This window comes from Paraburkholderia adhaesiva (assembly GCF_021390575.1).
In the GTDB taxonomy this organism is placed as follows: Bacteria; Pseudomonadota; Gammaproteobacteria; order Burkholderiales; family Burkholderiaceae; genus Paraburkholderia; species Paraburkholderia adhaesiva.
In genome coordinates, this window is record NZ_JAJEJQ010000001.1 from 3,155,102 (window position 1) to 3,170,617 (window position 15,516).

Genomic DNA, 15,516 nt, shown 5'->3' on the forward strand with positions numbered 1-15,516 from the left:
ATGACTTAAACTTATCCACTTCATTCCATATTGGAATCTGGAGTCACAACGTGGAACTGCGCGCGCTTCGCTATTTCATCGAGGTGGTGCGGCAGCAGAGCTTCACCGCCGCCGCCGACAAGATGCACGTCACGCAACCGACCATCAGCAAGATGGTGAAGTCGCTCGAAGATGAAGTCGGCACCCAGCTGCTCGTGCGCGACGCTCGCCAGATGGTGCTCACCGACGCGGGCCGCGTGCTCTGGCAGCGCGGTCAGGACGTGCTCGCGGCGCAGGCGCAATTGCAGGCCGAACTCGACGACCTCGCGACGCTCGGGCGCGGCGAACTCACGATCGGCGTTCCACCGATGGGCGGCTCGCTCTTCACGCCGGCCATCGCGACGTTCCGCCAGCGCTACCCGAAGATCGAGCTGAAGCTCTTCGAGCAGGGATCGCGCGCGATCGAGGCTGCGCTGATTTCGGGCGAGCTGGAACTGGGCGGCGTGCTGCAGCCCGTCGATCCGGCGACGATCGACGTGTTGCCGATCTCGCACGAACTGATGTGGCTCGTCGCGCCGAAGGGCTCACGGTGGGACGGCGAAGAGAGCGTGCCGCTGGTGGACCTCGCCGCCGAACCGTTCGTGTTTTACGGCGAGAGCCTGGCGCTGAACGACGTCGTGTCGTATGCGTGCCGCACGGCGGGCTTCGTGCCGCAGATCGTGGGACGCAGCGCGCATTGGGATGTGATGGCCGCGCTGGTGCTCGCGGGCGTCGGCATCGCGTTGCTGCCCGCGCCGTACTGTCGAAGGCTCGACGCCGCGCGCTTCACGTGCATGCCGGTCAGCGAACCGGCGATCAGGTGGGATATGGCGATCGGATGGAAACGCAACGGATACCTGTCGCACGCGGCGCGCGCGTGGCTCGAAGTTGCGAAGGAGGAGTTCGGGAAGCCGTCGTCGTTTCTCGATGACTTCGTGCGGCCGCCGGGCCTGGCTGGGTGATATCGCGTGATGCGCTATCCGCCCCGACTGCCGGGGCGGATGCCGTTGCGCTTCAGACTGCGACGCTCTCGGCGGCCAACTCGCCCACGCGGCGCGTTTGCGCGATGAAGTCGGCGGCACGCTCGCCGATCATCACCGTCGGCGCGTTCGTGTTGCCGCCGATCAGCGTCGGCATCACCGAAGCATCGGCGATGCGCAACCCGCTCACGCCGCGCACGCGCAATTGCGTGTCCACCACCGATCGGGTGTCGCCAGCCATGCGGCAGGTCGAGACCGGGTGGTAGATCGTGTCGGCGTGCGCGGCGATCGTCGCGCACAGTTCGGCTTCGGTCTGCCCCGCATGCGTGTAGAGTTCGCGCCCGCCCAGTTCGGCGAGCGGCGACGCGTCGAGGATGCGCCGCGCCAGACGCGCGCCCTCCACGAGCAGATCCCTGTCGCGCTCGTCCGAAAGAAAGCGCGGATCGATCAGGGGCGCGACACGCGCGTCGGCGCTCGCGAGTATCACCGTGCCGCGGCTCGCCGGACGCAACACGCAGACGTGCAGTGCGTAACCATGGCCCCAGTGCATGCGGCGGCTGTGATCGTCGACGAGGCCCGTGCAGAAGTGCAGTTGCAGATCGGGCCGGTCCAGATCGGGGCGGCTCTTGATGAAGCCGCCCGCCTCCGCCGCGTTGCTCGTGAACATCCCGGTCCGCGAACCGAAGTAGCGCGCGAGCCCCGGAACCATCTTCGCGAAACTGCGCACCGAATAGCCGATGGTTTCGCTCGAGCGTACACGCATGTTGTACGTGAAGTCGATATGGTCGGTCAGATTGCGGCCCACCTCGGGTGCATCGTGAAGCACGGGCACGCCGTGCGCGCGCAACTGATCCGCGGGACCAATGCCCGAGCACATCAGTAGTTGGGGGGTATTGAACGTGCCCGCGGCGAGAATCACTTCGCCGCGCGCGACGAGGGTTTCGACTTTGCCGCCGCGCGCCACCTGAACGCCGCTCGCGCGCGTGCCATCGAAGGTCACGCGCAGCACCGTCGCGTCGGCGATCAGGTGCAGGTTCGCGCGCTCGTGACCATATAGATACGCACGCGCAACCGTCCAGCGCTCGCCGCCGCGCTGCGTCACCTGGTAGAAGCCGACGCCTTCCTGATCGGGGCCGTTGAAGTCGTCGTTGGCCCGAAAACCCGCTTCGACCGCCGCGCGCACGAAGCGCCCGGCTACGGGATTGGGGTCGCGCAGGTCCGAGACGGAAAGCGGCCCGCCCGCGCCGTGCCAGTCGTTCGCGCCACGCGCGTTGTCCTCGGCGCGCAGGAAATACGGCAGCACGTCCTGCCACGCCCAGCCCGTGCAACCCAGCTGCGCCCATTCGTCGTAATCGAGCGGATGGCCGCGCGTGTAGATCATCGCGTTGATGGCACTCGAGCCGCCGAAACCGCGTCCGCGCGGCTGGTAACCGTACCGGCCCGCCAGCTCCGGCTGCGGCTCGGTTTCGTAGCCGTAGTTGTACTTCGTGCGCAGCGGCACGAGCGCGGCGATGCCGAGCGGCATGTTGACGAGCAGGCTGCGCGCCGTGTGCGGCCCGGCCTCGATAAGCGCGATCGTCGCGTCGGGACAGTTCGAAGCGAGCCGCCCGGCGAGCGATGCGCCGCCCGACCCGCCACCGACGATGATGTAGTCGTATTCCATCCGTCTCCTCTCTCGCCATCGGCGTTGCACCTGGGTCGCGCCAGGCGCACGATCGTTCGATAATGCGTTTTTGCGAATTGTAGGGAGCGAGTTGAGCGGACGGCGACTCTTATCTCAGAGCGATCCCTCTAATCGGCAAATGCGGCACGCGACTATGATGAAAAACGGTCCGGCCATCGACGTCAAGCGGTTCCGGCAGGCAGGATGCTGCGGGGGCATCCGGGGGCGACGAAGGCCTGGTCCGGCGTGAGGCGTGCCCGATGCCCTCTTGCGGCGACCCCGCACTCGCGAACGTCGCACGAAGCCGCGCCGATGCGCGCCCAAGGTCCAAAGAGATCCAAAGTCCAAAGGAGACAGGCAGATGGAAGCCGCGCATCGCCCCGGAACGACCCACGAGGTGACCAACCAGGCACCGCCGCTTGCGGACTACAACCTGTTCACCGCCGATGCCGCGCTTTCCGAAGCGCTCGAACGCGCGGGCGCCGGCTGGCATCGCGACTCGCTCGAACGCGACGGCGCGCAGCTCGGCACGGCCGAGGTGATCGCGCTGGCCGAACTCGCCAACCGCCACGAACCGGAACTCTTCACGCACAGCCCACGCGGCGAGCGGATCGACGCGCTCGAGTTCCATCCGGCGTGGCACCGTCTGCTCACGCTGCTGCGCGCCGAGGGCCTGCACGCACTGCCGTTCTCGGACCCACAGCCCGGCGCGATGGCCGCGCGCTGCGCCGGCTACTACCTGCACGCACAGCTCGAATCGGGCTCGCTCTGCCCGACGACGATGACCTTCGCAAGCATCCCCGTGCTGCGGCGCGAGCCCGCGCTCTTCGAAACGCTGCGTGAGCGGCTTTACTCACGCGAGCACGATCCGCGCGACCTGCCGTTGCCGCAAAAGACGTCGATGATGATCGGCATGGGCATGACGGAGAAGCAAGGCGGCTCCGATGTGCGCAGCAACCTCACCGAGGCGCATCCGCTGGGCGCGGCGACCGGACGCGGCGCGCAGTACCGGCTGACCGGCCACAAGTGGTTCTTCTCCGCGCCGCAGTGCGACGCGCATCTGGTCCTCGCGCGCACCGACGCCCACGAGAACCTTTCGTGCTTCTTCGTGCCGCGCTTCGCACCCGATGGCACGAAGAACGCCGTGAACGTACAACGACTGAAGGGCAAAGTCGGTAACCGCTCGAACGCGAGCAGCGAAGTCGAGTTATTCGACGCCTGCGGCGTGATGATCGGCGACGAAGGACGCGGCGTGCCGACCATCATCGAAATGGCGAACTACACGCGGCTCGACTGTGTGATCGGTAGCGCGGCGCTCATGCGCGCGGCGCTCGTCCAGGCGATCCATCATGCGCGCCACCGCAGCGCGTTCGGGCGCCTGCTCGCCGAACAGCCGCTCATGCAGAACGTGCTCGCGGATCTCGCGCTCGAATCCGAGGCCGCGACGGTGCTGTTCATGCATCTCGCGCACGCGTTCGAGGAGAGCGCTGATGCGTCCGGAACAAATGCTTACGAAGCGCCCGAAGCACGCGCATGGCGCCGCATCGTCACGCCTGCCGCCAAGTTCTGGATCTGCAAGCGCGCGCTCGCGTTCACGGGCGAAGCGATGGAGGTCTGGGGCGGCAACGGCTACGTCGAGGAAAGCCCTATGGCGCGTTTCTATCGCGAGGCTCCGGTCAACTCGATCTGGGAAGGCGCGGGCAACGTGATGTGCCTCGACGTGCTCCGCGCGCTGGAGCGCGAAGCCGACGCCGCGCAGGCACTCTTTCTCGCGTGGCGACGCGAAGCGCAAGCGCATCCGGTGCTCACGGCGGCGCTCGACCATCTATCCGCGCTGCTCAACGGCGCGCCCGGCACGCGCGAAGCGAACGCGCGCCGCATCGCCCAGCAGATCGTGTTGATCGCGCAGGCGATGCTGCTGCGCGCGGGACCGCAGGAAGTCGCCGATGCATTCATTGCCACGCGGCTCGACGAACACGACGCCGATTGCTCTCGCGTGTTCGGCACGCTGCCCTCACGCTTCGACCACGCGGCGCTCATCGCGCGCGCATTTCCGGCGACCTGAGGCACGGAGCTTGCGCTTCCGTCATGCCAGTCATAATCGATCAAAAGCTCAACCCCGAGGATCCACCGACCATGAAGCAGGACCTGCCCGAAGCCGTCTCGCGCGACTCACTCGATGCCCTGCTCGCCGCGCAGCGCGACGCTTTCCTGCGCGAGCCGTTCCCCACGTGGGAGACGCGTGCGCGTCATCTGAAGGCCTTGCGCGCGATGCTGCTCGACAACCGCGACGCCCTGGCCGAAGCGATGAACGCCGACTTCGGCCAGCGCTCGAAAGCCGAGGTCATGCTTGCCGAATTCGTCGTGCTTAAGCAGGAAATCGATGGCGCCCTCAAGCACGGCGCGCGCTGGATGAAGCCGCAGCGCCGCAGCGTCGGCAAATGGCTGATGCCGGGGCGCGCGAAAGTGGTGCCGCAGCCGCTCGGCGTGGCGGGCATCGTCGTGCCCTGGAACTATCCGCTGTTCCTCGGCGCGGGGCCGCTCGTCTGTGCGCTCGCCGCCGGCAACCGCGCGATGATCAAGATGTCGGAGCTGACGCCGCGCACTTCGGCGCTGTTCGAAACGCTGATCAGCAAGACCTTCGAGCGCGACCACGTCGCCGTGGTCAACGGCGACGCCTCGGTGGGCGCCGCGTTCACGGCGCTGCCGTTCGATCACCTGCTCTTCACGGGCTCGACGCGCGTCGGCCATGAGGTCATGCGTGCGGCGTCGGCCAATCTCACGCCCGTGACGCTGGAACTGGGCGGCAAGTCGCCAGCGTTGATCGGCGAAAACGCCCGCTTCGACTACGCCGTCGACAGCCTCCTGCTCGGCAAGACGCTCAACGCGGGGCAAACCTGCATCGCGCCCGATTACGTGCTGCTGCCGCGCGGCACGGAGGCGAGGTTCATCGAGCGCGCACGCACGCGCTTTTCACAACTCTATCCCGGCTTCACGAGCAACGGCGACTACACGTCGATCATCACGGCCCGCCATTTCGACCGGCTCGTGCGGCTCTCTGACGAAGCACAGGAATGCGGCGCGCAACTGCACCCACTCGGCGACCACGACGCGGCGGCGCGGCGCTTCGCGCCCGTCATCGTGACGAATGCCCCGGCGGATAGCGCGTTGATGCAGGAGGAAATCTTCGGGCCGCTGTTGCCGCTCGTGCCCTACGACACGCTCGACGAAGCGCTGCGCTACGTGAATTCGCGTGCACGCCCGCTCGCGCTCTACCTCTACGCCGACGACGCCCGCACGATCGAACGCGTGACGCACGAAACGGTGGCGGGCGGCATGTCGGTGAACGAGACGCTGATGCATATCGCCGCCGAGGGTCTGCCGTTTGGCGGCGTCGGTGCAAGCGGCATGGGTGCGTATCACGGCCACGACGGCTTCGTGACCTTCTCGAAGATGAAGCCCGTTTTCACGCAGTCGCGATTCAACGGACGCGGCTTGATCGCGCCGCCCTACGGCCGGTTATTCGACTTCCTGATCAATCTGATGATGAAGTTCTGAACGGCGGCGGCGGGAGCGCTCCGACGCGCCGCGCAATGCGCGGCACAGCGGCGCTTGGGGAGGTGTCGGTGGCCGGCGCGGGCTCGGCTGGCTGCGCGGCATCGGCCTTGTCGGCGGCTTCGAGCCCATGCAGCCACGCGAGCAGTTCCGCCACGGCCTGATACAGCTGCGGCGGAATCTTCGAATCGAGATCCACCTGCATCAGAAGCCTCACCATCTCCGGCGACTGGTGCACGTAGAGGCCTGCCTCCTTCGCGCGCTGGATGATCGTGTCCGCGACAATCCCGTAGCCCTTCGCGACGACGCGCGGCGCGCCATCCGTGGCCGCTGGCGTGTCGTACGCGAGTACGGCGGCGGTCTTGCGATGCATTCGGCTCATCGGGGGTCCCAGTCGAGATCGTCGGTGACCGGCGCGGTGGTGCTCGCGTGCGTCTCCGTTTTGCTGGCCTGCGCCTCCTGCGCGGCGGTGCGCGCATAGGCGTTCGCGGCTTTTGCGGCATCGGCGGGGCCGGCAGCGCCACCGCCAACCTCGCGGATCGAGAGTCCCGTGAGCGCAAGGCCAAGCGCTTCGAGGCGGCTTCTCAGCGCCGCGCCGCCCGCGGTGAGCCGCGCCGCGCTGTCCGTATTCGCCTGAACGCGCACGGCGAGTGCCGTGCCTGCGAGCGTCAGTTCGGCATCGACGGTGCCGAGCGACGGCAGCGCGAGCGTGAGTCGCGTGCGCCATGGCGCGTCGGCGGGATCGGCGCCGAACGCGCCGCGACGTGGATCGCGTGAATCAACGTGGTCCTGCTGAATGCTCCAGTCGAGCCGCACGCCATTCCAGGCCTCGCCGGTCCAGCGGAATTCACCGGTGGCGAGCAGATCGAGTTGTTGCCGCACGAGCGGAATCAAGGCGGAGTGCATGGCTGCGCCCGCTGCCTGCGGGTCCCGCGAAGCGGGCAGCAGCAGCGCCTCGGCGAGTTCGCTGTTCGTGTGCATGAGCCCCGCGTTCGACGCGAGCGTGCCCGCGCCGTTCGGTGTACCCGCGAAGCGCCCCGGCAGCGCGTTCGTGCCGCCCGCCTGCGGGTCGCGCGAACCCGACGTGAGCGTTTCGGCCCAGAGAACGTCGTCCGCTTCGTCCGAGGCGCGGCTCCAGTCGAGCGGTAGCTGCGCGCTGTTCTCGACGAGCCGGTTCTGCGGCTCTTCCGCGAGCCCTGCAAGCGTGCGCTGACCGACCAGCCATTGCGCCAGATGCGATTCGTAGAACAGGCCGCTGTCCGACACGGTCTGCGCAAGCGCCGCCGCGAGCGCGGCAACCGGGCCAGCTTGTGCGGATTGCGCGACTTGTGCAGCTTGTGCGGTTTGGGATGCGTTGGCAGCCTGGCCCGCGTTGGCGGTTTGCGCGGCTGAACTCGTGGATTGAGCGGCTGCACCGGAAGTGGCGGCGTCTGCCTGCGCGCCGGCTGTCGCGGCATTTGCACTACCTGCCGCGCCGGAACCTGTGAGATTGGCGGTGATGTCCGCCTGAGTCTGAGCCAGCGCGGCGGCGTCGCCGGCCAGCAGTTCTTCAACCACCGCAGCGGCGCCGGGCACGCCAGGTAGCTGCGGCGAGGACGCGCCAGCTTGCGTTGCGGCCTCGGGATTGCTCCAGACCGGCGCATCGCCGACCACGGCCGGCGTGGCATCCCCTCCAGAACGAATGATGGCGTCGAGCGCGAGCGCCACGGCGGAGAGCACCGTTTCCGTCGACGCCTGCTGCGGTGTGACGGTCAGCGGCGCGTCGGGCAGCGCGTCCGTCGTGCCCGTGACGAGCGCGGACACGCCCGCTTCAGCGGCGCCGGCACTGCCTCGCGAGCCAACCGGATCCAGCGAGCTCAAGCGATTCGCCAGCAGCGAAGCGGTTCCCGCATCGATTCCGTTCATGCACCACTCCCCGAAGCCGGCGGGGCGTCGAGAGCCGCCCTCGTATCAATATCGATGGTGCCCGGCGCGTCTAGCGCGCGCCGTACAGTTCCTGCAAGACCCGCGCGGGCCGCGCCGTGCCGACAAACAGCGCCGAAAGCCGCGCCATGCACGGGCTCGCCAGATCGCGGATCGCCGCATCGTCGGCGAGGATCTGGCGGATCAATTCGAACTTGCGTGCGCGTTCATCGGCCGTGAGTCGCACGCCGACGTCCGCGGCCTTGAGCGCATCGACGAGGAGGCGATATTCCCCCTCGAGATCGATCAGATCGCTCCAATGCGCATCACGCGCGGCCGAGAGCATGCGCTCCGACACGGCCGCGATCGCTTCATAGCGTGCAAAGTAATCTGCTTTCGGACTCATCTCGTCATTGGGCCGCCCCCCGGCCCGCCTTGAGCTCTGGTCAGCCGGTCCGCCTCCTCGGCGATCCCTGACCAGGCTTCTTCGAGCGTTGCAAGCAGACGGTCGACCTCGACCAGCTTGGCCTCGCTCTGTTCCATATTCGCTTCCAGCAACCGGCGCGTGATGTAACCGTACAGCGCGTTCAGGCGCTGCGCGATTTCCCCGCCCACCTCAAGATTCAACGACAGCTGGAGCCCGCTTTCGACAATATTGATCGCCTTGCCGATCGCTTCACAGCGCGGCGCGACATTGCCCATCTGCAGGTGCATGCGAGCCTGCGCCACCGCCTTTCGCGCGCCTTCGTACAGCATCGCGATGAGCTTGTGCGGACTCGCGGCCATGACCCCCGTGGCGACTCCCACGCTGGCGTACGCGTTGGCTCCGGATTGTGCTGGGGAAAACATGGGCGCTTCTCCTCGATACGTGCGGCTTCAAATACAGTACATCCGGCACGCTGCGCACCAAGGGCGCCGCGCCGGCCTTAGCCGGGTTATCGGAACGATGCTGGAGAAGCTTTAGGTGCAGATGCTGACCGGGTATGCCGGGCTGTGCCTGCGATCAAACCTGGATCTGCATGAGGTCCTGGTACGCGGCAACCAGTTTGTTGCGTACCTGCAGACCAAACTGGAAGCCGACGTTGGCCTTCTGCATGTCGACCATCACGTCGTTCAGCGACACATTGTTCGCGCCCAGTTCGAACGCCTGCGATTCGCCCACGGCTTTCTGCTGTTCATCGCTGATCTTGTCGAGCGATGCCTTCAGCGCCGACGCGAATCCGCCTGCCGTCGCCGCGCCCGAGGCGGTCTCGGCCGCGCTCGTGCCGCCGGCCGCCTGCGTCGCCATCGATTGCATCTGCGCGAGTGCGGACGTGAGCGGAGATACTGGCACAGTCATGATTGCTCCACGATAAAAAGGTGACGCGGGGGGCGGCGCGAAGCTTGTCTGCGCCGCCCCACCGCACGCGGCGCGCTGACAGAGCGCCGAGTCTGGTGGGAAGCATATCAGCGGGGCATCGCCGGGAGCGCCGAAACTAGGGGGGAAACCCGGCTCTATTCGCGCAATAGGCTTGCGCGCGGCCCCGCATAATCCTTAGACGTGAAAGTGTCTGCTGCCTCGCGCGCTGCGCCGGGCCGGAACCGTTCCGAAAGCGCATGGGCGCGAGGGCGGCGATGGTCAAACCGCCGCGCGAGCGGCGCCGGCGCCAGGACACTGAAAGGCCTCCCGGAGAAACCCGACGCATGGATTCGTCTGCCAACTCTTTGATCAACCCCGACGCCCGCGTGGGCCTCGCCACCGGCGGCGCCGCAGCGGGCGCCGCGGGCGCAGCCCAGCCGGGTGCCGCGGATGACCTCGGCGGCGGCGGCTTCGCGCAGCGCTTTAGCTCGCTGTCGTCGCTGCGCAGCGTGCGCGGCAACCCGCGCGCACCGCTGATCGTCGCGGCCGCCGTGCTGGTGGCCGTGGTGGCGGCGCTCGTGCTGTGGTCGCGCGCGCCCGACTATAAGGTGCTGTACAGCAACCTGTCGGACCGCGACGGCGGTGCGATCGTCACTGCCCTGCAAGCCGCAAACGTTCCCTACAAGCTCTCCGACAACGGCGGCGCGATTCTCGTGCCCTCCGACCAGGTCAACGAAATGCGCCTTCGGCTGGCCTCGCAGGGCCTGCCGAAGAACGGCTCGGTCGGCTTCGAGCTGATGGACAACCAGAAGTTCGGCATCAGCCAGTTCGCCGAGCAGGTGAACTATCAGCGCGCACTGGAAGGCGAGCTCGAGCAAACGATTGAATCGGTCGCGAGCGTCAAGTCGGCGCGCGTGCACCTGGCGATTCCGAAGCCGTCCGTCTTCGTGCGCGAACACGAGGCGCCCACGGCGTCGGTGCTCGTGAACCTCTACCCGGGCCGCATGCTCGACGAAGGCCAGGTTGTCGCGATTACGCACATGGTCGCCTCGGCCGTGCCCAATCTGACCGCGCACAACGTCACCGTGGCCGACCAGGACGGCAACCTGCTCACGCAGAACACGTCCAGCGCCGGTCTCGACGCCACCCAGCTCAAGTACGTGCGTCAGGTGGAACACGACACGCAGTCGCGCATCGACGCGATCCTCGCGCCGCTCTTCGGTTCCGGTAACGCGCGATCGCAGGTGAGCGCCGACGTCGACTTCTCCAAGCTCGAACAGACCTCGGAAGCCTACGGTCCGAACGGCAATCCGGCGAGCGCCGCCGTCCGCAGCCAGCAGCAGAGCATCGCGCAGGAATTGACGCAAGGCGGCGCCTCGGGCGTGCCGGGCGCGCTCTCGAACCAGCCGCCGCAGCCTGCCTCGGCGCCGGTCAACGCACCCGTCGCACAGAACGGACAGAGCACGACGACGCCGGTCTCGGATCACCGCGATACGACGACCAACTACGAAGTCGACAAGACCGTACGCCACTACCAGCAGGCGCCGGGCGACATCAAGCGCCTGTCGGTGGCGGTGATCGTCAACTATCAGCCGAAGGTCGATGCGAAGGGTCACGCGTCGATGCAGCCGCTCGACGCGAAGATGCAGGCGCAGGTCGAGCAGCTCGTGAAGGACGCGATGGGCTATGACCAGAAGCGCGGCGACTCGGTGAACGTTGTGAACGCCGCCTTCCAAAGCGACATCGACCCGAACGCCAACCTGCCGTGGTGGCGCCAGCCGGACATCGTCGCGCTCGCCAAGCAGATCGCGATGTGGCTCGGCATCGCCGCGGTGGCCGCAGCCCTGTACTTCATGATGGTGAAGCCGGCGCTGCGCCGCGCCTTCCCGCCGCCGGAGCCCGCCGCGCCGTTGCTCGCGGGCATCGACGACAGCGAGCCGCTGTTGCTGGACGGCATTCCGGTGGTCAGCGAGCTGAGCGAAGAGGAAGAAAGCGAAGCCGCGCTGCAAGCCTTCGAAACCAACAAACACAAATTCGACCGGAACCTGGACTACGCGCGCACGATCGCACGCCAGGAACCGAAGATTGTCGCAACAATCGTCAAGAGCTGGGTGAACGATGAGCGCTGAAGGGGCCGTCAAGAGTGCAATCCTGCTGATGTCGCTCGGTGAGGAGGAGGCCGCGGAGGTCTTCAAGTTCCTCGGACCGCGCGAAGTGCAGAAAATCGGCGCCGCCATGGCGGCGCTGAAGAACGTCAAACGCGAAGACATCGAAGAGGTGTTGCAGGAGTTCCTGAAGGAGGCCGAGCAGCACACGGCGCTTTCGCTCGACTCCAACGATTACATCCGCAACGTGCTGAACAAGGCGCTCGGCGAGGAAAAAGCCGGCGCGATCATCGACCGGATTCTCCAGGGCGGCGATACGAGCGGTATCGAAGGGCTCAAGTGGATGGACTCGAGCTCGGTGGCGGAACTCATCAAGAACGAGCACCCGCAGATCATCGCGACGATCCTCGTCCACCTCGACCGCGACCAGGCCGCCGAAATCGTGGCGTGCTTCACCGAGCGCCTTCGCAACGACGTGCTGCTGCGTATCGCGACGCTCGACGGCATCCAGCCGGCGGCGCTGCGCGAACTCGACGACGTGTTGTCTGCGCTGCTCTCGGGCAGCGACAACCTCAAGCGCAGCCCGATGGGCGGTATCCGTACGGCGGCCGAAATCCTCAACTTCGTTCCGAGCCAGTTCGAGGAAGGCGTGCTCGAGAACGTGCGCCAGTACGACGCCGAACTCGCGCAGAAGATCATCGACCAGATGTTCGTGTTCGAGAACCTGCTCGACCTCGAAGATCGCGCGATCCAGCTGCTGCTCAAGGAAATCGAGTCGGAATCGCTCATCATTTCGCTCAAGGGCGCACCGCCCGCGCTGCGCCAGAAGTTCCTCTCGAACATGTCGCAGCGCGCGGCCGAACTGCTCGCCGAAGACCTCGACGCACGCGGTCCGGTGCGCGTCTCGGAAGTCGAGTCGCAGCAGCGGCGCATCCTGCAGGTTGTGCGTACGCTGGCCGAGAGCGGCCAGATTGTGATCGGCGGCAAGGCGGAAGACGCGTATGTCTGACCAGCAGTCGACCCGGCGCCCAACCTCGGCGTACCAACGCTGGGAGATGGCGTCGTTCGACCCGCCACCTCCCCCGCCGCCGCCTCCGACACCCGACGAGCGGGCCGCGCTGGCCGCCGAACTGCAGCGGCTGCGCGAACACGCGCACTCGCAGGGTCACGCGCAGGGCCACGCGCTCGGTCACGTCGCGGGCCAGGCGCTCGGCTACCAGGCCGGTTACGAGCAAGGTCACAAGCAGGGTTTCGAACAGGGTCTCGTCGATGCGCACGCGCAGGCAAAGCAGCTCGCGGCCATCGCGCAGCGCTTCGGCGACGCGCTGACGACCGTGGAGGCCGGTGTGGCCGAGACGCTCGTCGAGCTCGCACTCGATATCGCGCATCAGGTCGTGCGTCAGCACGTCCAGCACGATCCGGAGGCACTCCTCGCCGCTGCGCGCGAGGTGCTGGCTGCCGAGCCTGCGCTCGTCGGTTCGCCGCAGCTCGTGGTGAGCCCGGCCGATCTGCCGGTGGTCGAAGCCTATCTCCAGGCTGAACTTGAGGCGCGCGGCTGGACCGTGCGCACCGATCCGGCGATCGAGCGCGGCGGTTGCCGCGCACAGGCCGCGACGGGCGAAGTGGACGCGACCGTGCCCACGCGTTGGGAACGCGTGGCGGCGGCGCTCGGCAGGATACGGAAATGGTGAGTTCCGGCGCGCACTACGCCGCCCAAGGTGGTTCTGGGCTCGTGTGGGATGACGAACCGGTGGAGCCGGTGGCGTCAGGCGTGCAGGCGCCGGAGCAGGAAGTGGTGGTTGCCGGTTCGAACGGGGACGCTTTCGATGATGAGGCGGTGATCGCTTCGGTCGTGGGCGCTTTCGACGATGAAGCGCAGGTTGCTTCGATCGGCGAATCTTCCGGCGATGAAGCGCTGATCGGTTCGACCGCAGACGCTTCCGGCGATGAAGCGCCGATCGCTTCGACTGGTGACGCTTTCGACGACGAAGCGCCGCTCACTTCGAACGCGGACGCTTCCGGTGATGAAGCTCCGATCGCGTCAACCGCGGACGCTTGCGGCGATGAAGCACAGTTCGCTTCAACCGCAGACTCTTTCGACGATGTAGCGCCGATCGCTTCGACCGCAGACGCTTCCGGCGATGAAGCACAGTTCGCTTCAACCGCAGACTCTTTCGACGATGTAGCGCCGATCGCTTCAACCGCGGACGCTTCCGGCGATGAAGCGCAGGTCGCTTCAACCGCAGCCGCTCCCGACGATGAACCCCTGATCGCTTCAACCGCCGACTTTTCGGACGAAGAAGCTGAAGCGCCGATCGCTTCGACCGCGCACTCACACGAACATGAAGCGCTGGCCACGCTGGCCGAGCAGTTCTCCGAGTACGAAGCACAGGTCGCCTCGGCCGACCACGAAGCACTGGCCGTCGATCCTGCCGCGCATGAAGCACCGCCCGCTTCTGCCAACCAGCCGGCCTCCCAAGACGACGCCGAACCCACGTCCTCCAGCACCACCGAACCCTCACCCTTCCCGCCCTACACCGCTCCGTCACACTACGACCCAGCGAACCCCCACCTGCAAAGCTGGAACCAGTTCCTGAAAGGCGTGCGCGAACAAAACGAACTCGCACTGCCGTTGCGCAAGTGCGGCCGTCTCACGCGCGCGGCGGGTCTCGTGCTTGAAGCAGTAGGCCTACGTCTTTCGGTGGGCGCCGAAGTGATGATCGAATTACCGCCGGGCAGCCACATTCCGATGGCCGAAGCCGAGGTCGTGGGCTTCGGCGGCGACAAGATGTTCCTGATGCCGACAACCGAAGTCGCCGGCCTGTTGTCCGGCGCGCGCGTATGGCCGCTCGAATCGGCGCCGATCGCCGATCCGATGGCCGGTGCGAAGCGCCTGCCCGTGGGCTGGGGCATGCTCGGCCGCGTGGTCGACGCATCGGGCAAGCCGCTCGACGGTCGCGGCGCACTCGCGACCGATATCGACGCGCCCCTCACCGCAGCCTCGGTCAACCCGCTGCATCGCGAGCCGATCAGCCATGTGCTCGACGTCGGCGTGCGGGCGATCAACTCGCTGCTCACGGTCGGACGCGGCCAGCGCATGGGCCTCTTCGCGGGCTCGGGCGTCGGCAAGTCGGTACTGCTCGGCACGATGGCGCGCGCGACGAGCGCCGAGGTCATCGTGATCGGCCTGATCGGTGAGCGGGGCCGCGAAGTGAAGGAATTCATCGAGCAGATCCTGGGCGAAGACGGCCTCGCGCGCTCGGTCGTGGTGGCCGCCCCCGCCGACGTCTCGCCGGTGCTACGCATGCAGGGCGCCGCCTACGCGACGACGCTCGCCGAATACTTCCGCGACCAGGGCAAGCACGTCCTCCTGCTGATGGACTCGCTCACGCGTTACGCGATGGCACAGCGCGAGATCGCGCTCGCGATTGGTGAGCCGCCCGCGACCAAGGGCTATCCGCCATCGGTGTTTGCGAAGCTGCCCGCGCTCGTCGAGCGCACCGGCAACGGCCCCGAAGGCGGCGGCTCGATCACGGCGTTCTACACCGTGCTCACCGAAGGCGACGACCAGCAGGACCCGATCGCCGACTCGGCACGCGCGATTCTCGACGGCCACATCGTGCTCTCGCGCGCGCTGGCCGAAGCGGGCCACTATCCGGCCATCGATATCGAAGCCTCGATCAGCCGCGCGATGACGGCGCTGATCGACGACCGCCACCTGAATCTCACGCGACAGCTCAAGCAGATGCTCTCGCGCTACCAGCGCAACCGCGACCTCATCAACGTCGGCGCTTATGTGACCGGGCGCGACGCGCTGCTCGACCGCGCGATCACGCTGTATCCGCGCATCGAGGCGTTCCTGCAGCAAGGTTTCCGCGAGACAGCGAACTACAAGGCGAGCCTCGACGCACTCGGCGTTCTGATTGGTCAGCCTGCAAGGTAATAGCCAAGGAG

The 15,516-nt window shown here is 67.0% G+C and carries 13 protein-coding genes; 7 read left to right on the forward strand and 6 right to left on the reverse strand.

Going from position 1 to position 15,516, the window contains the following annotated elements:
* The first annotated feature begins 50 nt into the window (after positions 1-50).
* Positions 51-980, forward strand: a complete 930-nt coding sequence (locus tag L0U80_RS14370) for a LysR family transcriptional regulator (RefSeq protein WP_233865153.1) — start codon at positions 51-53, stop codon at positions 978-980.
* A gap of 52 nt (positions 981-1,032) precedes the next feature.
* Here L0U80_RS14370 and L0U80_RS14375 read toward each other — a convergent pair whose 3' ends face one another.
* Entirely contained in the window at positions 1,033-2,661 is a 1,629-nt protein-coding gene (locus L0U80_RS14375; RefSeq protein ID WP_233865154.1) for a GMC family oxidoreductase, read from the reverse strand.
* Positions 2,662-3,022: 361 nt separating this feature from the next.
* On the opposite strand from L0U80_RS14375, the gene L0U80_RS14380 reads away from it, so the two are divergent.
* Together L0U80_RS14380 and L0U80_RS14385 are read left to right on the forward strand one after the other, a co-directional pair.
* The gene (locus L0U80_RS14380) at positions 3,023-4,726 is read left to right on the forward strand and encodes an isovaleryl-CoA dehydrogenase (protein WP_233865156.1); all 1,704 of its coding nucleotides are present in this window, start codon (positions 3,023-3,025) and stop codon (positions 4,724-4,726) included.
* Between the two features lie 71 nt (positions 4,727-4,797).
* Positions 4,798-6,219, forward strand: a complete 1,422-nt coding sequence (locus L0U80_RS14385; RefSeq protein WP_233865964.1) for a coniferyl aldehyde dehydrogenase — start codon at positions 4,798-4,800, stop codon at positions 6,217-6,219.
* Here L0U80_RS14385 and L0U80_RS14390 read toward each other — a convergent pair.
* The 5 genes from L0U80_RS14390 to fliE form a co-directional block, all read right to left on the reverse strand.
* Positions 6,197-6,598: an EscU/YscU/HrcU family type III secretion system export apparatus switch protein gene (locus tag L0U80_RS14390; RefSeq protein WP_233865158.1), complete on the reverse strand. Its 402-nt coding sequence runs from the start codon at positions 6,596-6,598 to the stop codon at positions 6,197-6,199. The genes L0U80_RS14385 and L0U80_RS14390 overlap by 23 nt on opposite strands.
* Positions 6,595-8,121, reverse strand: coding sequence for a flagellar hook-length control protein FliK (fliK, locus tag L0U80_RS14395; RefSeq protein ID WP_233865160.1), 1,527 nt, complete (start codon positions 8,119-8,121; stop codon positions 6,595-6,597). Before fliK ends, L0U80_RS14390 begins: the two co-directional genes overlap by 4 nt.
* Positions 8,122-8,191: 70 nt before the next feature.
* Positions 8,192-8,524 (reverse strand): flagellar protein FliT, encoded by a 333-nt coding sequence (locus L0U80_RS14400; protein ID WP_233865162.1) that lies wholly within the window; start codon positions 8,522-8,524, stop codon positions 8,192-8,194.
* On the reverse strand, positions 8,521-8,967 hold the full coding sequence (gene fliS / locus L0U80_RS14405) for a flagellar export chaperone FliS (RefSeq protein ID WP_233865164.1): 447 nt from the start codon (positions 8,965-8,967) through the stop codon (positions 8,521-8,523). Before fliS ends, L0U80_RS14400 begins: the two co-directional genes overlap by 4 nt.
* Before the next feature lie 154 nt (positions 8,968-9,121).
* A complete protein-coding gene (gene fliE, locus L0U80_RS14410) occupies positions 9,122-9,457 on the reverse strand; it encodes a flagellar hook-basal body complex protein FliE (RefSeq protein ID WP_233865166.1) in 336 nt (111 codons plus the stop codon).
* A gap of 344 nt (positions 9,458-9,801) precedes the next feature.
* Between fliE and fliF the strand changes: the two genes are divergently transcribed.
* Genes fliF through fliI form a run of 4 tightly spaced genes read left to right on the forward strand, consistent with a single transcriptional unit; the run spans position 9,802 to position 15,505 of the window.
* Positions 9,802-11,586 carry a flagellar basal-body MS-ring/collar protein FliF gene (gene fliF / locus L0U80_RS14415; RefSeq protein WP_233865168.1) on the forward strand — a complete coding sequence of 595 codons (1,785 nt, stop codon included), beginning with the start codon at positions 9,802-9,804 and terminating at the stop codon, positions 11,584-11,586.
* A complete protein-coding gene (gene fliG / locus L0U80_RS14420) occupies positions 11,576-12,571 on the forward strand; it encodes a flagellar motor switch protein FliG (protein WP_233865170.1) in 996 nt (331 codons plus the stop codon). The genes fliF and fliG overlap by 11 nt, the downstream gene beginning before the upstream one ends.
* Positions 12,564-13,253, forward strand: coding sequence for a flagellar assembly protein FliH (gene fliH, locus L0U80_RS14425; protein ID WP_233865172.1), 690 nt, complete (start codon positions 12,564-12,566; stop codon positions 13,251-13,253). The genes fliG and fliH overlap by 8 nt, the downstream gene beginning before the upstream one ends.
* Entirely contained in the window at positions 13,247-15,505 is a 2,259-nt protein-coding gene (fliI, locus tag L0U80_RS14430) for a flagellar protein export ATPase FliI (protein ID WP_308444856.1), read from the forward strand. Before fliH ends, fliI begins: the two co-directional genes overlap by 7 nt.
* Positions 15,506-15,516 lie beyond the last annotated feature (11 nt).

Coding starts and splice junctions, on each gene's coding strand:
- L0U80_RS14375 (WP_233865154.1), bottom strand. CDS start 2,661: ATGGAATACGACTACATCATCGTCGGTGGCGGGTCGGGCGGCGCATCG.
- L0U80_RS14380 (WP_233865156.1), top strand. CDS start 3,023: ATGGAAGCCGCGCATCGCCCCGGAACGACCCACGAGGTGACCAACCAG.
- L0U80_RS14385 (WP_233865964.1), top strand. CDS start 4,798: ATGAAGCAGGACCTGCCCGAAGCCGTCTCGCGCGACTCACTCGATGCC.
- L0U80_RS14390 (WP_233865158.1), bottom strand. CDS start 6,598: ATGAGCCGAATGCATCGCAAGACCGCCGCCGTACTCGCGTACGACACG.
- fliK (WP_233865160.1), bottom strand. CDS start 8,121: ATGAACGGAATCGATGCGGGAACCGCTTCGCTGCTGGCGAATCGCTTG.
- L0U80_RS14400 (WP_233865162.1), bottom strand. CDS start 8,524: ATGAGTCCGAAAGCAGATTACTTTGCACGCTATGAAGCGATCGCGGCC.
- fliS (WP_233865164.1), bottom strand. CDS start 8,967: ATGTTTTCCCCAGCACAATCCGGAGCCAACGCGTACGCCAGCGTGGGA.
- fliE (WP_233865166.1), bottom strand. CDS start 9,457: ATGACTGTGCCAGTATCTCCGCTCACGTCCGCACTCGCGCAGATGCAA.
- fliF (WP_233865168.1), top strand. CDS start 9,802: ATGGATTCGTCTGCCAACTCTTTGATCAACCCCGACGCCCGCGTGGGC.
- fliG (WP_233865170.1), top strand. CDS start 11,576: ATGAGCGCTGAAGGGGCCGTCAAGAGTGCAATCCTGCTGATGTCGCTC.
- fliH (WP_233865172.1), top strand. CDS start 12,564: ATGTCTGACCAGCAGTCGACCCGGCGCCCAACCTCGGCGTACCAACGC.
- fliI (WP_308444856.1), top strand. CDS start 13,247: ATGGTGAGTTCCGGCGCGCACTACGCCGCCCAAGGTGGTTCTGGGCTC.